The 20,689-nt window shown below is 67.6% G+C and carries 18 protein-coding genes; 9 read left to right on the top strand and 9 right to left on the bottom strand.

From position 1 onward, the window contains the following. Positions 1-6 precede the first annotated feature (6 nt). From AC5RWD_RS06610 to AC5RWD_RS06595, 4 genes are all read right to left on the bottom strand, one after another. Positions 7-1,239, bottom strand: a complete 1,233-nt coding sequence (locus tag AC5RWD_RS06610; RefSeq protein WP_494019251.1) for a L,D-transpeptidase — start codon at positions 1,237-1,239, stop codon at positions 7-9. Positions 1,240-1,392: 153 nt separating this feature from the next. After that, a complete protein-coding gene (ahcY, locus tag AC5RWD_RS06605) occupies positions 1,393-2,874 on the bottom strand; it encodes an adenosylhomocysteinase (RefSeq protein ID WP_494019250.1) in 1,482 nt (493 codons plus the stop codon). 52 nt (positions 2,875-2,926) lie between these two features. Further along, positions 2,927-3,166 (bottom strand): Trm112 family protein, encoded by a 240-nt coding sequence (locus AC5RWD_RS06600; protein WP_494019249.1) that lies wholly within the window; start codon positions 3,164-3,166, stop codon positions 2,927-2,929. A gap of 93 nt (positions 3,167-3,259) precedes the next feature. Next, positions 3,260-3,643, bottom strand: a complete 384-nt coding sequence (locus tag AC5RWD_RS06595) for a DUF3499 domain-containing protein (protein WP_494019248.1) — start codon at positions 3,641-3,643, stop codon at positions 3,260-3,262. Between the two features lie 122 nt (positions 3,644-3,765). Here AC5RWD_RS06595 and AC5RWD_RS06590 point away from each other — a divergent pair, with 122 nt between their 5' ends. Further along, positions 3,766-4,278 (top strand): metallopeptidase family protein, encoded by a 513-nt coding sequence (locus tag AC5RWD_RS06590; protein ID WP_494019247.1) that lies wholly within the window; start codon positions 3,766-3,768, stop codon positions 4,276-4,278. A 70-nt stretch (positions 4,279-4,348) separates the two neighbouring features. Here the strand turns inward: AC5RWD_RS06590 and AC5RWD_RS06585 are convergent, their stop codons facing one another. The 3 genes from AC5RWD_RS06585 to AC5RWD_RS06575 are packed head-to-tail and all read right to left on the bottom strand — an operon-like array spanning position 4,349 to position 9,991. Then, the gene (locus tag AC5RWD_RS06585; protein WP_494019246.1) at positions 4,349-6,061 is read right to left on the bottom strand and encodes a DUF5719 family protein; all 1,713 of its coding nucleotides are present in this window, start codon (positions 6,059-6,061) and stop codon (positions 4,349-4,351) included. Beyond that, on the bottom strand, positions 6,054-9,401 hold the full coding sequence (locus tag AC5RWD_RS06580; RefSeq protein ID WP_494019245.1) for a glycosyltransferase: 3,348 nt from the start codon (positions 9,399-9,401) through the stop codon (positions 6,054-6,056). The genes AC5RWD_RS06585 and AC5RWD_RS06580 overlap by 8 nt, the downstream gene beginning before the upstream one ends. 29 nt (positions 9,402-9,430) lie before the next feature. Continuing rightward, a complete protein-coding gene (locus AC5RWD_RS06575; protein ID WP_494019244.1) occupies positions 9,431-9,991 on the bottom strand; it encodes a WhiB family transcriptional regulator in 561 nt (186 codons plus the stop codon). A 350-nt stretch (positions 9,992-10,341) separates the two neighbouring features. Here AC5RWD_RS06575 and AC5RWD_RS06570 point away from each other — a divergent pair, with 350 nt between their 5' ends. Next, positions 10,342-11,040, top strand: coding sequence for a TIGR03089 family protein (locus AC5RWD_RS06570; protein WP_494019243.1), 699 nt, complete (start codon positions 10,342-10,344; stop codon positions 11,038-11,040). A 42-nt stretch (positions 11,041-11,082) separates the two neighbouring features. On the opposite strand, the gene AC5RWD_RS06565 is transcribed toward AC5RWD_RS06570, so the two are convergent. Continuing rightward, positions 11,083-11,649 (bottom strand): GtrA family protein, encoded by a 567-nt coding sequence (locus AC5RWD_RS06565; protein WP_494019242.1) that lies wholly within the window; start codon positions 11,647-11,649, stop codon positions 11,083-11,085. Between the two features lie 196 nt (positions 11,650-11,845). Between AC5RWD_RS06565 and AC5RWD_RS06560 the strand changes: the two genes are divergently transcribed. From AC5RWD_RS06560 to AC5RWD_RS06535, 6 genes are all read left to right on the top strand, one after another. After that, positions 11,846-13,039, top strand: coding sequence for a 5-(carboxyamino)imidazole ribonucleotide synthase (locus tag AC5RWD_RS06560; RefSeq protein ID WP_494019241.1), 1,194 nt, complete (start codon positions 11,846-11,848; stop codon positions 13,037-13,039). Continuing rightward, positions 13,036-13,623 (top strand): 5-(carboxyamino)imidazole ribonucleotide mutase, encoded by a 588-nt coding sequence (gene purE, locus AC5RWD_RS06555; RefSeq protein WP_494019240.1) that lies wholly within the window; start codon positions 13,036-13,038, stop codon positions 13,621-13,623. The genes AC5RWD_RS06560 and purE overlap by 4 nt, the downstream gene beginning before the upstream one ends. 9 nt (positions 13,624-13,632) lie before the next feature. Beyond that, on the top strand, positions 13,633-15,282 hold the full coding sequence (locus AC5RWD_RS06550) for an LCP family protein (RefSeq protein ID WP_494019239.1): 1,650 nt from the start codon (positions 13,633-13,635) through the stop codon (positions 15,280-15,282). A 58-nt stretch (positions 15,283-15,340) separates the two neighbouring features. After that, positions 15,341-16,591 (top strand): mannose-6-phosphate isomerase, class I, encoded by a 1,251-nt coding sequence (gene manA, locus AC5RWD_RS06545; protein ID WP_494019238.1) that lies wholly within the window; start codon positions 15,341-15,343, stop codon positions 16,589-16,591. 6 nt (positions 16,592-16,597) lie between these two features. After that, positions 16,598-17,563, top strand: a complete 966-nt coding sequence (locus AC5RWD_RS06540; protein WP_494019237.1) for a lipid II:glycine glycyltransferase FemX — start codon at positions 16,598-16,600, stop codon at positions 17,561-17,563. A 149-nt stretch (positions 17,564-17,712) separates the two neighbouring features. Further along, positions 17,713-18,666 (top strand): hypothetical protein, encoded by a 954-nt coding sequence (locus AC5RWD_RS06535; RefSeq protein WP_494019236.1) that lies wholly within the window; start codon positions 17,713-17,715, stop codon positions 18,664-18,666. 107 nt (positions 18,667-18,773) lie between these two features. Here AC5RWD_RS06535 and glpX read toward each other — a convergent pair whose 3' ends face one another. After that, positions 18,774-19,811 (bottom strand): class II fructose-bisphosphatase, encoded by a 1,038-nt coding sequence (gene glpX, locus AC5RWD_RS06530; protein WP_494019235.1) that lies wholly within the window; start codon positions 19,809-19,811, stop codon positions 18,774-18,776. A gap of 179 nt (positions 19,812-19,990) precedes the next feature. Between glpX and AC5RWD_RS06525 the strand changes: the two genes are divergently transcribed. After that, positions 19,991-20,686, top strand: a complete 696-nt coding sequence (locus tag AC5RWD_RS06525; RefSeq protein WP_494019234.1) for a DUF4245 domain-containing protein — start codon at positions 19,991-19,993, stop codon at positions 20,684-20,686. The last annotated feature ends 3 nt before the right edge of the window (positions 20,687-20,689 follow it).

Raw genomic sequence — 20,689 nt, 5'->3', positions numbered from 1 at the left:
CTGCCTCTAGCGCTTCGCGTACTGGGCCCAGGGAATGTTCCAGTCGCCGTAGCCCTCGAGCGGCTCGACCGGTGCGGCGCCCGTGTTCAGGACCTGGACGACGTCACCGGACTTCATGTTGTTGAAGAACCAGGCTGCGTCCACGGGCAGCAGCCCGACACAGCCGTGGGAGACGTTGGATACGCCCACGTAGCCCCATGCCGATTCGAGGGCCTGGTGGACATAGACACCGGAGGACGTGAGCCTGTTGGCGTACTCCACGGTCAGCGGAGGGTAGTAGCCCTTGTCACCGGGCTTCAGGCCGATGCTTCCCGCGTTGAATTTCGAATGCCGTTCCTGCTCCATGATGACGGCATAGCCGGACGGGGAAAGCCAGTCGGAGCCACCCAGGGTAACGGGCGCTGTCCTGACCAGCTTGCCGTCGAAGTAGACCTTCATGGTCTTGGTGTTGTCGTCCACCACTGCCAGGCGCTGCTGGCCCACCTTGAACTGCACTTTGGCGTTGAAGTTGCCGATCATCCCGTTGCCGAAGTCCAGCCCGAACAGCTTCATGTCCACGGTGACCTGGGTGTTGGACGCCCAGAACTTCTCGGGCCGGATTCGCGCCTTCTGGTCCGAGTACCAGTGCCAGGCGAGGGGCTGCTTGGAGGAGACGGTGATCTTGACGGCCTTTTCAACCGCCGCCTTGTTGACGACGGGTTCGCTGAAGACGATATCGATGGGCTGTCCTGCGCCAACCGTTGCACCGTCCTCCGGGTACACGGCGGCGTCCGCCTCGTTGGCGGGCTCCACGGTGGTGAAGGACTGGACCTTCTTGGTTTCCCGGCCCGCCTCATCCACGATGGTGTAGCTGTAGTCGTACGGCGTGTTGAAGAGCAGCGGATCCACGGCCGTCCACGTGCTGCCGTCGGCGCTGACAGTGCCCTTGACGGCCTCTCCCCCTGCGGCCGGCACGAGCAGAACGTCCTGGACACGGCCGTTGACCGCCTTGACGGAGGGCGCCACCGCGGGATTTACGCCTTTGGCGCCGTCGAGCGGTGTCACACCCAGTTCCACGGCCTTGACCACGGGGGTGGCCAGGCCCGGTTCGTTGCGGACCGGGCTGGAGGCCTCGGATTGCGGTGCGGGATTGGCCCAGCCAGGGGCGGTGGCGACGCCGATACCGCCGGCGGCAACCGCAGCGCAAATGGCAACGACGGCGATAATCTTGCCGGTTTTCCGGTTGTTCTTTTCCGTCATGACTGGTTTCTCCGTGTCCCACCGGGCTGCCGACCGGCATCCGTCCGTGTGCCCAGCGGTAACGCTGACCAGTCAATTTTATCGCACGGCGGAGCCAACCCCGGCCGCCGTGGCGTGCCTCGGCGCGCCGGGGTGCTGCATTAACGCCTGTGGCTAGTAGCGGTAGTGCTCCGGTTTGAACGGGCCTGCCACGTCCACGTCCAGGTAATCGGCCTGGTCCTTGGACAGTTCGGTCAGCTCAACACCCAGGGCGTCGAGGTGCAGGCGTGCCACCTTCTCGTCCAGGATCTTGGGCAGCACGTAGACCTGGTTTTCGTATTCCCGCTCGCCTTCGGGCTGGTCCTTCTTGGTGAACAGCTCGATCTGTGCGATGGTCTGGTTCGCGAAGGAGTTGCTCATGACGAACGACGGGTGGCCCGTGGCGTTGCCCAGGTTCAGCAGGCGCCCTTCGGACAGGACGATGATGGATCGGGTATCGTCCGCCGCGTCCCCGCCGAAGACCCATTCGTGGACCTGGGGCTTGATTTCGACTTTGCGGATGCCGGGGATCCGGGCGAGGCCGGCCATGTCGATTTCGTTGTCGAAGTGGCCGATGTTGCCCACGATGGCCTTATTCTTCATGCCGGCCATGTGCTCGGCCATGATGACATCCTTGTTGCCCGTAGTGGTGATGAAGATGTCGCCCTGGTCCAGGACGCTCTCCAGCTTGGCCACCTGGTAGCCGTCCATGGCGGCCTGCAGTGCGCAGATGGGATCGATTTCGGTGACGATCACGCGGGCGCCCTGGCCGCGGAGCGCCTCTGCGGCGCCCTTGCCGACGTCGCCGTAGCCGCAGACGACGGCGACCTTGCCGCCAATGAGGACATCGGTGGCCCGGTTAAGTCCGTCCGGCAGCGAGTGCCGGATGCCGTACTTGTTGTCGAACTTGCTCTTGGTTACGGAGTCGTTGACGTTGATGGCCGGGAAGAGCAGCTTGCCCTGTTCGGCGAGCTGGTAGAGGCGGTGCACGCCCGTGGTGGTTTCCTCGCTGACGCCGTGGATGCCGGCGGCGAGCCGGGTCCACTTCTTGGGGTCCTCGGCCAGCGTCCGGCGCAGGACGTCAAGGACGATCCCATATTCCTCGGGGTCGTTGGCTGCCGCGGCCGGAACGGCGCCGGCTGCCTCAAACTCCACGCCGCGGTGCAGCAGCAGCGTGGCGTCGCCGCCGTCGTCGAGAATCATGTTCGGGCCCAGCTCGGGGTTCACCTCCGCTCCGGGCCAGGTGAGGATCTGCTCAGCGGTCCACCAGTATTCCTCCAGGGTTTCGCCCTTCCAGGCGAACACGGGAACGCCCTGCGGGTTCTCCACAGTGCCGGTGCCCACAACCACTGCGGCGGCGGCCTCATCCTGGGTGGAGAAGATGTTGCAGGAGGCCCAGCGGACCTCGGCGCCGAGTGCAGTGAGGGTCTCGATGAGCACTGCGGTCTGCACGGTCATGTGCAGCGATCCGGCGATCCGGGCGCCCTTGAGAGGCTGGCTGGGTCCGAATTCCCGGCGCAGCGACATGAGCCCCGGCATCTCGTGCTCGGCGAGGCGGATCTGGTGGCGCCCGGCCTCGGCCAGGGAGATGTCGGCAACCTTGTAATCGAACGTCATGGGAATCCTTTGCTGTGTCCGGCGTCGAGCCTTCTGCGGTGCTGGCTGGGTGTTACGCGGTGGGGGCGGCCGCTGCGGGGCCGCCGTCGTGCTGGTCTGACCGGGCGGCCGAGGCTGCGGCGCGAAGCTCCGGGGGAAGGAGCAGCGGAATGCCGTCCTCGATGGCGTACCGCAGCCGTTCGCCGCCCTCGGCCACCCACGTCGAGACGAGTTCCTCGCCCTCCTGGGTCAGAGCCGATCCGGTGACCGGGCACCGCAGAACGGACAACAGTTCAGGACTGATCTTTGGCATGGTGGATGCTCCCTGCTGGGCACAAGCGCTGTGGCTGACGGATTTCAGCTTCCAGCCTACCGCCAGTTCGGTATGGGGAAGGTTTGTGCAGAATTAGGACGGTTCGCGCAGGATGCGCAGGTGGCCACGGCGGGTGCCTTCGGTTGCGGCGGGCGCTTCCAGCGCCGAGTGGGCGGGCCGCTGGCCCGGCGCCGGGGACGCCGGCCGGGTCGCCGCCTCGCGGACGGCGTCGGCCAGGGCGAGAAGATCGTCGGGACCGGGCTGGGGCGGCTGCGAGGGCATGGCGAGCCGTAGCACTTCCCAGCCGCGCGGGACGGTCAGCGAACCGGCGTGCTGCTCGCAGAGGTCGTAGCAGTGCGGCTCCGCGTAGGTTGCCAGCGGGCCGAGGACGGCCGTCGAGTCCGCGTAGACGTACGTCAAAGTTGCCACCGCAGACTGGCGGCAGGCTGACCTGGAACACTGACGTATTGCACCCACGAAAACACAGAATACTCCGCCTCCGGCCGATTTCCCGACATTGACGGACGGCCCGCGCCACGGCAGTGCGGCTCCGGTCCGCTTATGTCGCGCAAATCATTCGGCGGGTCTAAAGTCTGTATATGCAGTCATCGCACCATGCTTCGGGCTTTACGGTCCGGTTGGCTGACCCGGAAACGCCCCGGGACGCTGCCGGGACTCCCGCTGGCCGGAGCTTCACACAGCGCCGGCGCAACCGGCACGGCCGCGGCCTCCGGGGCGAACTGTTGCTGCCCACGCTCCCCGGCTACCGAAGCCGCTCGGACCGGTTTGATGAACTCGTCATGGACTCCGCCCAGCGCCTCCATGACATCTGGGGCAAGCCGCTCGACGGCGTCCGGTTCGCCGTCGACGAGATCCCGCCGAACCTGGAACAGCTGGTGGCCGACGGCTCGCCCGCTCCCCTGGGCTGCTACACCCCCGCCACCGAGGACGAAGGCCCTATCATCACGCTGTACCGCCGCGTGGTGGAACAGGCCTGCCCCGTCAAGGAGGAACTCCAGGACCTGGTGCATGACGTGGTGGTGGAACACACCGCCGAAATGCTGGGCGTCGCCCCGGAAACACTGGACCCGGTGTACCGCCGGCGCTACTAGGCCGGGTTACCAACCCCGGGCCCCGTCCTGGTTTCATCCGCCGGGTTTCACCGCCGGCGCCCGTCCTCGGCTAGTAGCCCAGCGTCACCGGTACTTTTTCCTGGCCCTCTGCGCCCGGAGCGATGGCCACGGCGGACACATCGTTCCGGCCCTCCCGTTCCAGCAGCACAGTGCCGTACGCCGCTCCGCCGGAGGCGGACACCAGGTAACCGACGACGGCCGAACCGCCGATGTTGTCGGCTGCCTTGAGGGTTGTGGTGGTGCCGGCCGCGATGTCCGCGGTCGCCGCGGTGCGGAGTTTCCCGTCCGCCGTGATCGGGGTATAGGAAATGGTGGCCCTGTCGTCCAGGGCGCCGAAGACCAGTTGCCGCTCCCCGCCCTGCGGAAGCGGAACTACGTGCTGGCTGCCAAGCCGGGCGGCGGCCGGTGACCACGCGAAGTCCAGGCTCTGGCTGGCCTTCAGGCCCCGGCTCACGCGCGCGGCGGCCACGATGTTGACGTCCGACGCGGCGGAAACGGTGTACTTGCCGGCAGGAACGCCGCCCAGGGGCACCTCGGTGACGCTGCCCGCCTTGGCCGTGACAACGCCTCCGCCCGGGAGCGCCTGCTGCCCGGCGCGGCCAAACAGTTTGACCTCCACCACGGCATCCGACGGGCCGGGAACGGTGATCTGCAGGGACGGTCCGGCGTCGTCAAAACCCGACTCGCCGGTCAGTGACGTCACGTCCCCGGCGTCCTGGATGTCGATTCCCGTCATCACTTGGGACGGAGCCGCGGGAGTGCCCGGTGCGATGAAATCCACGCCGCCGGAGGTCAGCCCGCGCAGCACACTCTGCTGGATGAAGGCACTGACGGGTCCGCCCGAGCTTCGGACGTGCACGCTCAGCCGTTCTTCACCGGGCGCGAGACCGGCCAGGACGATCGAGCGCGTCGACTTCGGTCCCACCAGCAGGCCGCGGCTGCCCGAAGCCTTGACTTGGCCGGCCTTTCCGTACAGCTCAAGGTTCACCGTGGCTGGGGTGGTGGAGGCGTTGGTGAGATTGATGACGCTGCTGCGGCCCACCGCGGTGTTGGCGCCGCTGAGCCAAAGGTCGTTCGAGGGCGCCTGGCAGGCGGCCGCCGCCGATCCCTGCAGGTCCCCGTCAGTTGCCGTGTAGGCCATGAGGGCTGCCGCCGCCGGCTGCCGGTTGGCGAGGGCGTCCGCGGACAGCACGCTGACACCATCCACGGTTTCCCCCTCGATCACACCGGCAAGCACTCCGGAGGAGCCGGCGGGGGCCGTCGGCGAGGCGGGCGCCTTGGCGATCCGCCGCAGCTCGGACCCCTTCAGCGCGGATAGCGCACTGCCGGGGACAGTGCCGCCGGCCGAGCTGACCACCGCCGCGGACACCGCACTCTTGGCCGTGGCCGATTCGGGGCTGAACTGGGGGTCCGTCCCGACCGGCGTCCCTTCGAGGAGCCGCGCCGGAGCAGGGCACACGTCCTGGACGCTGCCGGCCGGCACAGCCGCTTCCGCCGCCTCCAGCGGCTTGGCTGCCGATGGCTGCGGCGCCAGGGTGGTTGCCGCGACAACTCCTCCGCCGGCGGCCAGGATGACCACGCCGGAGAGCACCCCCGCAACGATGCCGCGCCGCCCGGTTATGCGGGTGGCACCGCCGGACCGGGATTCGGAAGCGCTGCTGCGGGAAACGCTGCTCCCGGAAGCCTTTCCTTGAGTGGCCCGGCCTGTCGGCCCGCTGACCCGCTTGGCAGGAGTCCCGGCGTCGTTCTCTTCCTCATGCATTCTGGTATTCCTTACGCAGGGAGCCTTCGTCCCTGGACAGGCCGGTGTTGGGGCGCCGGGCGGGCATCGGGAGGGCCAGCAGGACAGTCAGGCCAATGACGGCGGCCTGGAGGATGCCGGACCAGAGCGCCCACGGGCTGTCATACCGGACGGTCACCTGGCCGGCTTGCGGGGGCAGTGTGAAGGCCTGGGACCAGCCGGAGGTGGTGGATGTCAGTTTGCGGCCGTCGAGCCAGGCGGTCCAGCCGGGATCTGCCCGCTCGGCGAGTACCAGCAGCCGGCCCTCGGGACCCTTGGGTACCGAGGCCTCGGCCCCGGTCAGATCCGAGGGAACCAGCCCGATCGTGGCGCCCTTGCTGTCGACGATGCGCACGCGGTGGGCGATGTCGGCGGGCTGCAGGACGGCGTCGTTCAGCGGTGCCACGCGCCAGAGCCACCCCGAATCGGTGGGCCCCACGGCCGTCAGCCCGGGAACCGCGTCCATCCGGCTGGCGGTCAGCTGGGCTGCCGTGTCTGCGGCCCGCAGGACGACGAATCCGACGCCTAGCCGCTCCAGTTCGGGCCGCGGGTCGACGCCACGGGCAGCCACGAGGGTGGCCACGCTGGTGCGCAGCGCGGCGGTGACCTGGTCGTCGTCGCGGACCGATTCCTGGCCAGGGCTGCCGATGATGTCCCGGGCCGCCGCGATGGTTGAGAGGCTGTCCAGCGTGGTGCCCCGTCCGCGCATGAGAGTGGCGCTGTAGGTTCCGTCCTCGCCCGTGCTGATCAGCAGCGTCCGAGTCTGCTCCGGCCCCTCGCCGCGGTCCACGGCGGTGGCGGGCAGTGTCCGCGGGTCCGTGGGGCCAACGAGACGGGGCACCCCGAGGTCTGCCGTGTCAGCGTGCACCGCGGCGTCGGCGGGCTGCACAACATTTTGAACCGTCCAGGCCGCCAGCCCGGCCAGCGGCCCGGCGATCAGGAGCACCAGCGCCAGCGCCGCGGCACTGCGGGCGACGGCGCCGTGACGCACTCCGGCACCACCGGACTCGTTGTCAGGTCCGGGAGCGGCAAGCGTCAGCAGGCCGTCGGCGCCGATGATGGCCGCCGCCAGCAGCGCAAACACGGCAGCCGAAACGGCCGGACCGGTGAAAGGCGCCACGAGCGCCTGGGTGCCGGCCCCGGTGGCGACGTGCGCTGCCAGCCATCCGGCGGCCAGCGCGAGCAGCGCCGCGGCCCAGAGGACCCTGGCGATGCGGCCGCGGCGGTCCGGGTGGACCCGAAGCGGAACAAAGAGCGCGGCAACGGCCAGCGCCAGCAGCGGGGCCCCGAGCAGGAGGGCCAGCAGCAGCGCCCACGGGACTGAGCCCCCTGAAAAGAGCGCCATCCCGGAGAGACCGCCGGCGGGGTCGAAGTTGAGCGGCTGGCCCAGGATCTGCTGCCATACCGGAGCTCCGTCGAAGGGCAGCGGCAGTCCGGGGTCGGCCAGGAGTGCCCGAGGCCGATCGAGGGTGGACAGCGCAAACGGCACAAACAGTGCAGCGCTGGGCAGGAGCGCCCACCAGAGCGTGCGTCCGCGCCTCCCCAGCAGGAGGCTCAGGATGATAATGCCGACGGCGGCCGGCAGCAGAAGCGAGGGGGCGGCGGCCGTGATGACCGCCAGCGCCAGTCCGGCGCCTGCGGCTGCCGTCCACGACGGCGTGCCGTTGACGCCGGGCTTGGCCGGCGGCTGATCCGCGGGGCTCCCGGCCGGAACGGGGGCGAAGCGGCCGCGTCCGAGCGCGGAGCCGGTTGCCCGCAGCAGTGCCAGGACCAGCAGCGGCATCATGAGGTGCGCCAGCAGGGCGCCGACGCGCCCTTGGTTGACAGCCACCTGCAGGGCGGGCGCCGCCGCCCAGACCAGGGCAGCCGCAAACCGGAAGCGGCGGTAGGAGGTCAGGGCACCGGAGGCGAACCAGGCAGCCAGGCCGGAGAGCGGCATGGCCAGCAGGAGGAGCCAGATGACGGCACCGTTAGCGTTGCCGCCGCCCAGCAGGCCGAGGATCCAGAGGACGTAGCCGAAGGGGTCGCCGTGGCCTGGAAGTCCGGCGCCCAGTCCGATCCACCAGCTGGAGGCGTGGTGCCAGATGTCCTGCAGCCGGGCTGAGACCGGCAGCAGCGCTCCGCCGGCGGCGGCGTCGGCCTGGAAAAGCGCGGCAAGGCCGGCGAAAGACGCCACGCTGGCAAGGATCACCGCGGCGACGGCACCGTTGCCCACCCAGCCCCGCTCGTTCGTGGACAGGGCGGCGAAGTCATCTGTGGAATCGCCGCTGGGCTGTTCCTCCAGCGGGTCATTGCTGTCCTCGGAGGCCCGGGCGTCGTCCGCGCCGAGCGCCTCCATCAGGGAGCGCCGGTGGCCCCACACTTCGCGCCGTTCGGTCTGCAGGGCTTTGACCACGGAGCGGCGGACGCGGCGGGTGCGGGCAGCGTTGCGCCGCCCGCGGGCGAGGGCGGCCGGCCTGGCGAGGGCTGCCGCGGTGGCCAGGAGCTGGGAGAAGCCGTAGCCGGGGTCCTTCACTGCGATACTGAAAACCAGCCGGAGGAGGCTTCCGAAGAGGGCGCCGGCGGCGTGCAGCGGCAGCGCCCACAGCGGAGCGTGCTTGAGCCGCAGGTGGACCTGTGCCCGGCGTGCGGCCGAGGCCGTGCCCAAGGCGTGCGGCCGGTGGGAGACGTGGAACATCCTCGCGCTGGGAACCACCACCACCCGGTGCCCGGCCAGCCGGTTCCGCCAACAGAAGTCGACGTCGTCGCCGGTGCCGGGGAGCGCGGGGTCAAACCCCTTCAGGTGTTCCCAGATGTCCCGCCGGACCAGCATGCCAGCGGAATTGACGGCGAACGTGTCAGAACGTCCGTCGTACTGCCCCTGGTCAAGTTCGTCCGCCTCAATCAGCGTGAGCCGCTCTGCCCAGCGGCTGGTGGACAGCCCGACGTCGATCAGACGCCGCCTTGCGTTCCAGTCCAGCTGCTTGCAGCCTGCGACTGTCACGGAGGGGGCACGCTCCACGGCGTGCAGCAGTTCAGCCAGCGCCTCGGGTGCGGGTGCCGCGTCATCGTGCAGCAGCCAGATCCACTCGGACTGGTCTTGCGTGCCCCGCCGGTTCCATGGGGCAAGGGCGGCCAGGCCGGCCCGCACGGCGCCGCCCATCCCCGTCTTGCCGCCATTGGCGGTAATGACGTTGGCGTCGCCGATGGCGCGCTGGAGGAGTGCAGCCGAGTTGTCCTGTGAGCCGGTATCCACCCCGATCACGGTGTCCGCCGGCCGGGTCTGCGCGGCCAGCGCTGAAAGTGTCCTGGGCAGATAGTCACTGCCGTTGTGGGCTACCACAACGGCAGTGACGTGTACTTCCTGAAGAATTAGACCGCTCGCTTCCTCAGCCGTCGGCGCTCACGCTCGGAGAGGCCACCCCAAATCCCGAACCGTTCGTCATTCGCCAGCGCATACTCCAGGCACTGCGACCGCACGCTGCACGCACCGCAGACTTTCTTGGCGTCCCGCGTGGAACCGCCCTTTTCCGGGAAAAAAGCCTCCGGATCTGTCTGGGCGCACAGTGCATCGGTCTGCCACCCGAGTTCGCCTTCGTCGTCGAAATCCTGCCCGAGCGGCAACCCGATCCACACAGGCTGGGCCAGCGTGGAGGATGCCGGGCTGCGGATCTCCATCGGGGCATCAAAAACGTCCTCGTCCTGCTCCGGCTGACCGGCCAGCAGGGACTCGTTTTGGAGGGCGTCATGCTGGGCCAGGAAGGCCGTGGCCTGGTCCTGCAGCGAGGCGGACGTGTCCTTGTTGTACCGCTCTGCGGCGTCCGGATCAGCCGGATCCACGTACCAGTCGCTGGGTACCCCCCGTGACCTGTACTTTGCTGTGGCCTGGCCGGCCACAACAGCATCATCATGCATACGCTCCGCTTGCCCCATGGCGTCCCCTCCTGAGTAGTGCGGCCCCCGGCCCGACGTCCGGGACACTACGTGGTGTCCCTGGGAGTTCGCCGCGGCTTTTCAATACCTAATTACACGCGTGTAAGTAGGAGGGAGTCAAGCCGCGACGGAATAATAATCAATGCCGGGGCTAATCAGCAGGCGCGCCACGCCCGGGATTTATTTTCCCCACTCCGCGCGCCGCCGCACGGAATTTGACAGCAACCTTAGTATCACGCCTGCCGCGCGTTCAATTCCGGCAATTCTGCCGCCGCCAGGCACATTAAGACAAACAACGTTACAAACTGTTGTGCCGGAGATCACGCAAAAAGGCGTGGCAAGATGAAGCCATGAACATCCCGGCCACTGATCTGATGACGGCCCTGCGCTCGGGCCACTCCACCTCGCCGCGCCTGACCTGGTACGGCCCCGACTCGGAGCGGGTGGAACTCTCCGGGCGCGTCCTGGACAACTGGGTCGCGAAGACCAGCAACCTGCTCCAGGACGAACTCGACGCCGAGCCCGGAATGCGGCTGCGCCTGGACCTGCCCGCACACTGGAAATCCATCATCTGGGCCCTCGCCGCCTGGCAGCTGGGCATGGAAGTGGTGCTCGGATCGGGCGACGCGGATCTGCTCGCCACATCGGAGCCGGACGCCGCAGAGAACGGGTTCGACGCCGTCATTGCAGTTCCGCTGCCGGCCCTGGCGATGCGGTGGCCAGGCGATCTGCCCGCCGGAGTCCTCGACTATGCCGCCGAGGTCCGCTCCCACGCTGACGTGTTTATGGCCCACAACGACCCCGACCCGGGGACTCCTGCGGTCCGCAGCTCAGACGGGGCCGCCGTCCGGCATGAAGCCCTTCTGGCAGAGTTTGCCGCCGGACACGAACCAAGCGCGCGGCTCTTGGTGCGCGCGGCCGACGGCCTCGAGGCGGCGCTGGCCAACGCCCTGGGCGCGTGGAAGAGCGACGGTTCGGTGGTCCTGGTCCATGGCGACGTGGAGCTGACAGAGAAGCTTCTGGCCGCCGAGCGCATCCACGGCGAGTGAACTACAAGCTCGGCCGGACGGAGCTGGCTCGGCTGGACCGGGCTAGCTGCGCCGGACGGGCCGCTCGGGGTCGTCCAGGTCCGGTTCCAGGACACGCTCCGCCCGCTGGGCGGTGTGGTGGTGGAGCTCGATGATCTCGTGGTCGTGCGAGAACTCCGGCTCCTGGTCGAGTTCCTGGTTGAAGACGAGGAACCGGTAGGCAAAGAAGCGGACCACCGTGGCCACCAGGATGCCCACGATGCCCGCGGCGAAGAGCATGTTCTTGTCGGTGACGCCCAACGAATACTTCGCCAGGGCCGTAAAGCCGGTGGAGATGCCGATGCCGATGCCGTTGATGAGGATGAACATCAGGAATTCGCGGAGCACGTTGGCCTGGCGGCGGTGCCGGAACGTCCAGAGGCGGTTGGCGATCCAGGAGAAGATGGTGGCGACGGTGGCGCCTACGAAGCGGGCTTTGGCCTCGCTGTCCGTCATGGGTCCGTGCATCAGGTAATAAGTCAGCCCGTTGTCAATGACAAACGCCACACCGCCCACGGCACCGAACTTCGCCACCTCGCGCCAGAAAAGCGAGGCGAGTCCCCGGATGCGCTCTGCAAGTGTGTTAATCATGACCCTCCGTGGCCGTCTGAATAGTGGGGGCCGTTGGGCCAAGCTCCCATTTTAGCGCCGTTTGCCGGGAGTAACCTCAGTGCGCCCCTCCGCCGCAGGGCCCCATCCGCAGCCACGCAGGCAAAATCGGGCGACTTGGAGAGCTTCACAGCAATGAAAGACGGCAACCGCGCTCCTTTTCTGTAGGCTGGAACATGTGACTTTTCCAGTAATCGGCGTGGTTGGCGGCGGCCAGCTTGCGCGCATGATGGCCCCGGCCGCCACCGCCCTGGGCTTTGAACTCCGTGTTTTGGCCGAGGGCGAAGACGTATCCGCGGTCTCCGCTGTCCCCAATGCCCCCGTGGGCGACTACAAGGACCTCGCGGCCCTGATGGAATTTTCCAAGGGCCTGGACGTGATGACCTTTGACCACGAGCACGTCCCGGGCGACCACCTCTATGCCCTGATCGAAGCCGGAGTAAACGTCCAGCCCGGCCCGGACGCGCTGGTCAACGCCCAGGACAAGCTGGTCATGCGCGCCGCCATCGACCGCCTCGAGCTGCCCAACCCCGACTGGGCAGCGGTGGACGACGTCGCCGGGCTGATCAGCTTCGGGGACCGGATCGGCTGGCCCGTGGTGCTGAAGACCCCGCGCGGCGGCTACGACGGAAAGGGCGTACGGATCGTCGGTTCCCCCGAGGAAGCCGCAGAGACCGCCGACTGGTTCGAGGCCATGAGCCCGCTCCTAGCCGAGGCCAAGGTCGACTTCAGCCGCGAACTCTCCGCACTCGTTGCCCGCACCCCCGACGGGGCCTCCCGTGCCTGGCCCGTGGTCCACACCATTCAGGTGGATGGCGTCTGCGACGAGGTGATCGCGCCGGCACAGAACATTTCCCTTGAGGTGGCTGCGGCCGCCGAGGAGGCCGCCCTCCGGATCGCCAATGAACTCGGCGTCACCGGCGTCATGGCCGTGGAGATGTTCGAGACGCCCGGCAGCGGCGCCGGCTTCCTGATCAACGAATTGGCGATGCGGCCCCACAACACGGGACACTGGACGCAGGACGGCTCCGTCACCAGCCAGTTCGAACAGCACCTGCGGGCGGTCCTGAACCTTCCCCTGGGGGCGACGGACGTCCTGGGCCAGGTGGCCGTGATGAAGAACTTCCTGGGCGGAGACAACCAGGACCTCTTCTCCGCCTTCCCGACCGCACTGGCGGCAGAACCGGCCGCCAAGGTCCACTGCTACGGCAAGTCCGTGCGTCCCGGCCGAAAGATCGGGCACGTCAACCTGGTGGGCGCGTCCGCTGCGGACGTGGACTCCCTCCGTCAGCGCGCCACCACCGTGGCAAACATCATCCGTGACGGCAGACTGCCCGCCGCGGCATCAGGCACCACCGAGGAGACCCCATGAGCCCCGAATCCGCTGCAGCCCCGGAGACCGGCGCCCCCTCCCCCCTCGTAGGCCTCGTCATGGGCTCCGACTCGGACTGGCCTGTCATGGAGGCTGCGGCCGACGCCCTGGCCGAGTTCGGCATTCCGTTCGAGGCCGATGTTGTCTCCGCCCACCGCATGCCCACCGAGATGATCCGCTACGGACAGACAGCGCACGAGCGCGGCCTCCGCGTGATCATTGCCGGCGCCGGCGGTGCCGCGCACCTGCCGGGCATGCTGGCGTCGGTCACTCCCCTGCCCGTGATCGGTGTTCCGGTCCCGCTCAAGACCCTGGACGGCATGGATTCACTGCTCTCCATCGTGCAGATGCCCGCCGGAGTCCCCGTGGCCACGGTCTCCATCGCCGGGGCCCGGAACGCAGGCCTGCTCGCCGTCCGCATGCTCGCGTCCGGCACCGATGACCTCTCCGCCCGCCTCCGGACTGAACTCCTGGACTTCGCCCAGGAACTCAACGACGTGGCGAGCCGGAAGGGCGCCAATCTTCGCCAGAAAGTCAACGAAGTCTTCTCCGACGCAAACGTGGCTCTCCGGAGCAGCCGGTAGGGATCTGCCATGTCCAACACCGAACTGCCGTCCCAGGGCCCCCTGACGGATCCCGTCCGCAACCCTTCGAGCGCGGCGGAACCCGTCCGGACCAAGCGCGCATTCCTGCTGATCCTGCTCACGCTGCTGGTGCCCGGAAGCGCCCAGATCGTGGCCGGCGACCGCAAGCTTGGCCGCATCGCCCTGCGCGTGACCCTCAGCGCCTGGCTGCTCGGGATCCTTGCCCTGGTACTGCTGTTCACCAACCGGACCCTGCTGATCAACATCATCACCAATCCGGTTGCCTCGCTGCTCATCGTCCTTATCCTTACCGCGCTGGCGGTGGGCTGGCTGGTCCTGTTCGTCAACACCCTGCGGCTGATCCGCCCGGTGCTGCTGCCCACCCGGATGCGGCCCGCCGTCGTGATTGCCCTTGTCCTCGCCATGGTGGTGAGCAGCGGATCCCTGGGCTACGCCGCATACCTGCTCAACGTCAGCCGGAATGCGATCGGCAGCATCTTCAACGCCAACGGCCCGGCCATCGACCCCGTGGACGGCCGCTACAACTTCCTCATGATGGGCGGCGACGCCGGTGCCGACCGGACCGGACGGCGCCCGGACAGCCTGTCCGTGCTCAGCGTGGACGCCAAATCCGGCCAGACGGCCATCATCTCGGTGCCGCGCAACCTGCAGAACGCCCAGTTCAGCGAAGGTTCGCCCATGCGCCAGGTCTATCCGGACGGCTACAACTGCGGCGACGAATGCCTCATCAACGCGATCAACACCGAGGTCACGAACGAGCACAAGGACCTGTACCCGGGGGTTGCGGATCCCGGAGCGCAGGCCACCCTGGAAGCTGTCTCGGGCACGCTCGGCATCACCGTGCAGGCTTATGTGCTGGTGGACATGGACGGCTTCGCGAAGCTGATTGACGCGATGGGCGGCATCCGGATCAAGGCCGGCGGCTGGGTGCCCATCAGCGGCGACATGATCGACGAAGCCAACGGCATCCACGGCATGCCGCTGGGCTGGATCCCGGCCGGAGACCAGAAGCTGGACGGCTACCACGCCCTCTGGTACGGCCGCTCCCGGGAATTCGTCGACGACTACGCCAGGATCGCGCGCCAGCAGTGCGTCCAGCAGGCCATGCTGAAACAGCTGGACCCGGCAACCCTGCTGGCGAAATTCGAGGACATCGCCAACGCCGGCACCAAGGTGGTGGACTCCAACATCTCCGCCAGCCAGCTCGGCAGCTTCGTGGACCTGGCGATGAAGGCCAAGGGCCAGGAGATCAGGCGGCTCACCATCGGCCCGCCGGACTTCGACGCGTCCTTCTCCACGGTGCCCAACTTCGACCAGATCCATGACCGGGTCAAGAAGCTCCTCGCGTCCGCGAGCTCCGAGTCGCCGGCCGCCGCGCCGGAAGACACGTTGCTGCAGCCGGGTTCCGTACCCGGGACCGGTCTCTCCGCGGCAGGCGCGGTGGCAGGTCCCCCCGCAGGCCTTCCGGCCACCACCCCCTCGCCGTCACCGTCGTCGGCGTCGGACTTCACCCCGGTGACCACCACTCCTGAGGGGGAACCGATCACAGAAGCGATGCTGAACCAGTTCAAGCGCGAGGGCAACGAGCAGGCCATCCGCGACCTCGTCGCCACCAACGGCCAGTGCGCACCGCTTTGAGCATCACCTGCAGCACGCTTTGAGCACTACGTACATCAAAAGAGGGGGGACACCAGGCGTGTACCAGATAGAGAATGTCCTGCGGCCGTATGCCTGGGGGTCGACGACGGCGATTGCCGGCCTGCTCGGCCGGCCGGAGTCCGGCGGTCCGGAAGCCGAGCTGTGGATCGGCGCCCATCCTGACTCGCCGTCGGTGGTTCTCCGCCCGGACGGCACCACGACGCCGCTGGACGCGCTCATCAGTGAGGACCCGGAACATTTTCTGGGCGCGGCTTCGGTGGCCGAGTTCGGTCCCCGGCTGCCGTTCCTGGCGAAGCTCCTCGCCGCCGCCAAGCCGCTGTCGCTGCAGGTGCACCCGAGCCTTGAACAGGCCCGGGCCGGGTACGCCCGCGAAAACGACGCCGGCATTCCGGCCGACGCGGCGAACCGCAACTACCACGACGACAACCACAAGCCGGAAATGATTTACGCGCTGACCCCGTTCGAGTCGCTGTGCGGTTTCCGCGACCCGGAAAAGTCCCGCGACATCTTCCTTCACCTCGCCGGCTGCCTCGAGCTTCCCGGGAACGGCGTCCCGCAGGTTCTGAAGGACGTCATCGACGACCTCTCGCAGCCCGAGGAGGCTGCGGCCCTGCGGTCGGCGTTCGAACGGCTGATCACCGGTGGCCAAGAAGTCAGGGAAGCCACGTCCCGGGTGGTCGAAGTGCTGGCCTCGGGCGCACCCCTTGCCCCTTACCAGGTCGAGCTTTCGACGGTACTGAGCCTTAACAGCGAATACCCCGGCGACCCCGGCGTGCTGATCTCCCTGCTGCTGAACCGGCTGTCTCTGAAACCCGGCGAGGCGGTATACCTCCCGGCAGGCAAAGTCCATGCCTACCTGCACGGCCTCGGCGTCGAGGTGATGGCGTCCTCGGACAACGTGCTCCGCGGCGGACTCACGCCCAAGTTCATCGACATTCCCGAGCTGCTGAACACGATCGCCTTCGAATCCGTGGACGTTCCCATGCTCCGGCCGGAGACCTCCGAGCTCGGACAGGAACTGTATTTCCCGCCCTTCCGCGAGTTCCAGCTCCAGCGGATCGAACTGCAGCCGGACGGCGAGCCTGTTCCGCTGGCACAGTCGGGCGCCGCGGTGGTTATTGTCGTCACCGGTTCCGTGATCCTTGACTCGCCGAAGGGCGACCTTCAGCTGGGCCACGGCGCGAGTGCCTTCCTGCCGGACGCCGACGCCCCCGTCAACGTCCATCCCGTGTCCGGGGCCACGGAGAACGCCGTGGCCTTCGCCGTGACCACCTCGACGAAAGCCTGACCCACTGTGGAGTATTTCCTGCACACGAAAGCCTGGGAGGACTTCCAGAAGTCGCTGGGACGCCACGTGCACCGGCAGTCCGGTCCCGGCTGGAACTTCCTTGCCATCGAGGAGAAGAACCCCGCGGGTAAGGTCCTGTACGCCCCCTACGGCCCTGTAGCAGAATCGGTTGAGGCGTTCGACGCCGCACTGGCGGCCCTCCGCGCGCTGGCCAAGTCCTGCGGCGCCGTCTTCGTCCGGATCGAGCCGGTGAGCGCGGGTCTCGATCCTGAGGGTGCGCCGGAGGCACTGCGGAGCCGTGGCCTGCGGCCGGCCCCGGTCAACCAGCAGCCCGAACTCAGCTGGATCGTGGACCTGGACCGGGACTTCAAGGAAGTCCTGGCGGAGATGAAGCCGGTGAACCGCAACCTGTACCGGAACATCCACAAGAAGGGCGTCACGTTCCGCGCCACGCAGGATCCCGAGGACATCCGCGTCCTCCTGAATTTCCTCCACATGACGGCTCGGCGGAACGGCTTCAAACCGCAGAGCGACGAATACCTGACGCAGGTGGCCCAGTCCCTCATGCCGGCAGGCGCGGCCACGCTGTTCATTGCCGACCTGCACGGCGGCCCGGTGGCGGCGGCGCTGGCTTACGATTCCGGCGACACCCGGACGTACGCCCACGCGGCCATGGATGACGCCCACCGCAAGCTCAGCGCCGGCATTCCCCTCCTGGTGACGCTCATGGCCGATGCTCAGGAGAAGGGCCTGAAGCATGTGGACCTGTGGGGCGTGGCCCCCGCAGACCAGCCCGACCACAAGTGGGCAGGGTTCACCGCGTTCAAGAAGTCGTTCGGCGGGCGGGAGATCGCCTACCCCGGCACCTGGGATCTGCCCGTAAACCGGCCCCGCTACGCCGCCTACCAGGTGGCCCGCAAACTCCGCGACGGCATCAAGGCCATCATCAGGCGCCCCTCCCCCGCCGCGTAGAGCGCGAACGAACACTTAAGCCCCGCCCTGAGCGCGAACGGACACTTAAGCCCCGCAGTTTAGGGCCACAAGTGTACGTTCGCGCTGTCTCCGGGGTGTGTCCCTGTGGATAACCTCCCGGCGGGACTTTACCCGGTGCACACTGGAGCATGCGTCTCACACCACTGCCCCAGGACCTGGCTGCGGGATCATTCACTACTTCCGATGCTGCTGCCTGCGGTGTGTCGAGGAAACGCCAGCGGCAGCCGGACCTGACCATACCCTCGCGCGGAATCCGCGTTCCGCTGGAAGGCGCCACGACGTCCGCGAACCTGCATGCCTACACCGCGCTGGATGACGCTTCTACACTTTCCCATCATTCCGCGGCCCGGATCTGGGGTTACGGCCTGCCCGGCTGGATGCAGGAGGACTGGAGAATCCACATCGCGCGCGAAAGAGACGGCAGCAAACCCCGCCGGCGAAACGTCGTTGGTCACCGCATGACTTTCAAACCCGGCGAGGTGATGATCCACGACGGCGTCCGGGTCACCTCACCGGCGAGGACCTGGCTCGATCTCGCAAATCTGCTCAGCATGGACGAACTTATCGCCGCGGGAGATTCCGCGGTGGTCGCACATGGATCGGAATTTCCGGTGCCACGGGCTCCATTGGCAACGATCGATGACCTGCGGCGCATGGTTGCCTCCCACCCGGGTATGCGGGGCATGAAGACGGCGCGGCTCGCACTCCCCGAGATCCGCGTCGGGGCTGACTCCCCGCAGGAGACCAGAATGCGCCTGGTTCTTGCCCGCACCACGCTCGGCGAACCCGTTCTCAACCATGTCATCCGCAATAGTTGGGGGCAGCCGGCGGTCTGGCCGGACGCCGCCTATCCGGAACAGGGCCTCGCGCTGCAATACGACGGCGGGCACCATTCGGATCCCGTCCAATCGGCACGCGACAGGAAGCGCAAGGAAACCACGGAGCGCCTCGGTTGGACGGAGCTCAGAATATTCAAGGACGATCTAGACGGCGAGAAGCCCTTCGTTCTCGAAAAGGTCAGGGCAACCTTGCAGGGACGGCTGAACCGCCAGGCATCGGGGACCTGGGACGCCTTCCGTTGAAAAATGCGCGACCGTACAGCTGTGGCCCCTAATCCGGTCGGAAAAGGGGCCACAGGTGTACGTTCGCGCCAGGAGGGCGCCAGGGGAAGCGGCCGGAGCCGGAGGGGCTAGCTCTTGCGGGCGTAGCCTTCCCACTTGCTGGCCTGGTGCTCGCCGTCCACGAAACGGATGGTGCCGGACTTGGAGCGCATGACGATCGACTGCGTCAGTACCTTGTCCTTGTTGTAGCGGACGCCGCGGAGGAGGTCGCCGTCGGTGATGCCGGTGGCGGCGAAGTAGCAGTTGTCGCTGGTGACGAGGTCGTTGGTGGACAGGACCCGATCGAGGTCGTGGCCGGCGTCGATCGCCTTCTGCTTTTCGTCATCACTCGTGGGCCAGAGCCGGCCCTGGATCACGCCGCCCAGGGACTTGATGGCGCAGGCCGCCACGATGCCTTCCGGGGTTCCGCCGATGCCCATGAGGGCGTCAACGCCGGTGCCGGAGCGGGCAGCCGCGATGGCACCTGCAACGTCGCCGTCCATGATGAACTTAGTGCGTGCGCCGGCTTCACGGATTTCCTCGACCAAGGGGCGGTGGCGATCGCGGTCCAGGATCATGACGTTGAGCTGGTTGACCTTCACGCCCTTAGCCTTGGCGATCAGGTGCAGGTTCTGCTTGACCGGCAAACGCAGGTCAACCATGTCGGCGGCCTCAGGCCCGGTGACCAGCTTCTCCATGTAGAACACAGCGGAGGGGTCGAACATGGAGCCGCGCTCGGCGACGGCCAGGACGGCCAAAGCGTTGTTGATGCCCAATGCCGTCAGGCGGGTTCCGTCGATGGGGTCGACGGCGACGTCGCACTCGGCGCCGGTGCCGTCACCAACCTGTTCGCCGTTGAACAGCATGGGGGCTTCGTCTTTTTCGCCTTCGCCGATGACCACGACGCCGTTGAAGTGGACGGTCTGAAGGAAGGAACGCATCGCGTCGACGGCGGCGCCGTCCGCTTTGTTCTTGTCGCCAAAGCCCACCCAGTGGCCGCCGGCGATCGCCGCGGCTTCGGTGACGCGCACAAGTTCAAGGGCGAGGTTGCGGTCCGGCTCGTCAATACCGACGGCGAGCGACGGGGAAAGCGTTGAGTACTTCTGGGTAATGGACGCTGGTGACACGTGAACCTCTTCTTCGAGTGGCGATCATTGGGCCCGCTAGGACTGAGTCGACCATCGCGGTGATTCCTCTGTAACTGATCATAGTCGCCGCCGCAGGGCCACGGGCGTGGGATTACCCCGCCCCGTAACGGACAGCGGCCCTCACCGCCGTCGGCTTCGAATGTGAGTTCGGCCCCCGCATGGGCGACTATAGAAGGGTGAGTGATACGCAGGACCAGTCCGCCCCCTCGAGCCGCGCGCAGGCTCCCGCCCCCTCCCCTTCGCCGGCCGGCCAGCCCGTCAAGCCCGTGATCCCGGCTGCCGCCGCGAAAAGGGCCAATGCCTCGGTGATCGGAATGATCATCGCCCTGCTGGTGAGCGTCGCTGCGTTCCTGCCCATCGTCCTGATGAATCCGTCCCCGAAGTCGGATGGCTTCCGCCCCAACATCGATGTCAGCGCCGTGGCCCGGAACGCCGCGGGTGTGGCGGGATTCACACCGGTAGCCCCCGCCGCGGGCGACACATTCCACCCGAATTACGCCCGCTGGGCGGCCGCCTCAGGCACGGGCGTCGCCGCCTGGGAGGTCGGGTACGTGACCCCGAAGGAAAAATTCATCGGCCTTACCCAGACCAGCAAGGCCAACCCCACCTGGCTGGTGCAGCAGACCAAGAACGCCCCGGTCACAGGCACGCGCAACGCCGGCGGACGGGAATGGGAACTCCATGACACAGGCAAGGGCGAGAAGAGCATGGTGCTCGCCTACCGCGGGACCACGGTCGTTCTGGCGGGCGACGCCCAGTTGGAGGAGTTCGCGGTCCTGGCCGCCGCCGTCGTCAAATCCCTGGAAAGTAACCCTGCTGTCATTGTTTCCCCCTCAGCGGGCCCCACACCGTAGTGT

Source organism: Arthrobacter sp. CMU6 (assembly GCF_059090205.1).
The sequence above is the reverse complement of the archived record's forward strand: the minus strand, read 5'-3'. Positions and strand labels throughout refer to the sequence as shown.

Excerpts from the sequence above, each read along its gene's own strand:
- AC5RWD_RS06610 (WP_494019251.1), bottom strand. The coding sequence starts at position 1,239 with ATGACGGAAAAGAACAACCGGAAAACCGGCAAGATTATCGCCGTCGTT.
- ahcY (WP_494019250.1), bottom strand. The coding sequence starts at position 2,874 with ATGACGTTCGATTACAAGGTTGCCGACATCTCCCTGGCCGAGGCCGGG.
- AC5RWD_RS06600 (WP_494019249.1), bottom strand. The coding sequence starts at position 3,166 with ATGCCAAAGATCAGTCCTGAACTGTTGTCCGTTCTGCGGTGCCCGGTC.
- AC5RWD_RS06590 (WP_494019247.1), top strand. The coding sequence starts at position 3,766 with ATGCAGTCATCGCACCATGCTTCGGGCTTTACGGTCCGGTTGGCTGAC.
- AC5RWD_RS06585 (WP_494019246.1), bottom strand. The coding sequence starts at position 6,061 with ATGCATGAGGAAGAGAACGACGCCGGGACTCCTGCCAAGCGGGTCAGC.
- AC5RWD_RS06575 (WP_494019244.1), bottom strand. The coding sequence starts at position 9,991 with ATGGGGCAAGCGGAGCGTATGCATGATGATGCTGTTGTGGCCGGCCAG.
- AC5RWD_RS06570 (WP_494019243.1), top strand. The coding sequence starts at position 10,342 with ATGAACATCCCGGCCACTGATCTGATGACGGCCCTGCGCTCGGGCCAC.
- AC5RWD_RS06565 (WP_494019242.1), bottom strand. The coding sequence starts at position 11,649 with ATGATTAACACACTTGCAGAGCGCATCCGGGGACTCGCCTCGCTTTTC.
- purE (WP_494019240.1), top strand. The coding sequence starts at position 13,036 with ATGAGCCCCGAATCCGCTGCAGCCCCGGAGACCGGCGCCCCCTCCCCC.
- AC5RWD_RS06550 (WP_494019239.1), top strand. The coding sequence starts at position 13,633 with ATGTCCAACACCGAACTGCCGTCCCAGGGCCCCCTGACGGATCCCGTC.
- AC5RWD_RS06535 (WP_494019236.1), top strand. The coding sequence starts at position 17,713 with ATGCGTCTCACACCACTGCCCCAGGACCTGGCTGCGGGATCATTCACT.
- AC5RWD_RS06525 (WP_494019234.1), top strand. The coding sequence starts at position 19,991 with ATGGGCGACTATAGAAGGGTGAGTGATACGCAGGACCAGTCCGCCCCC.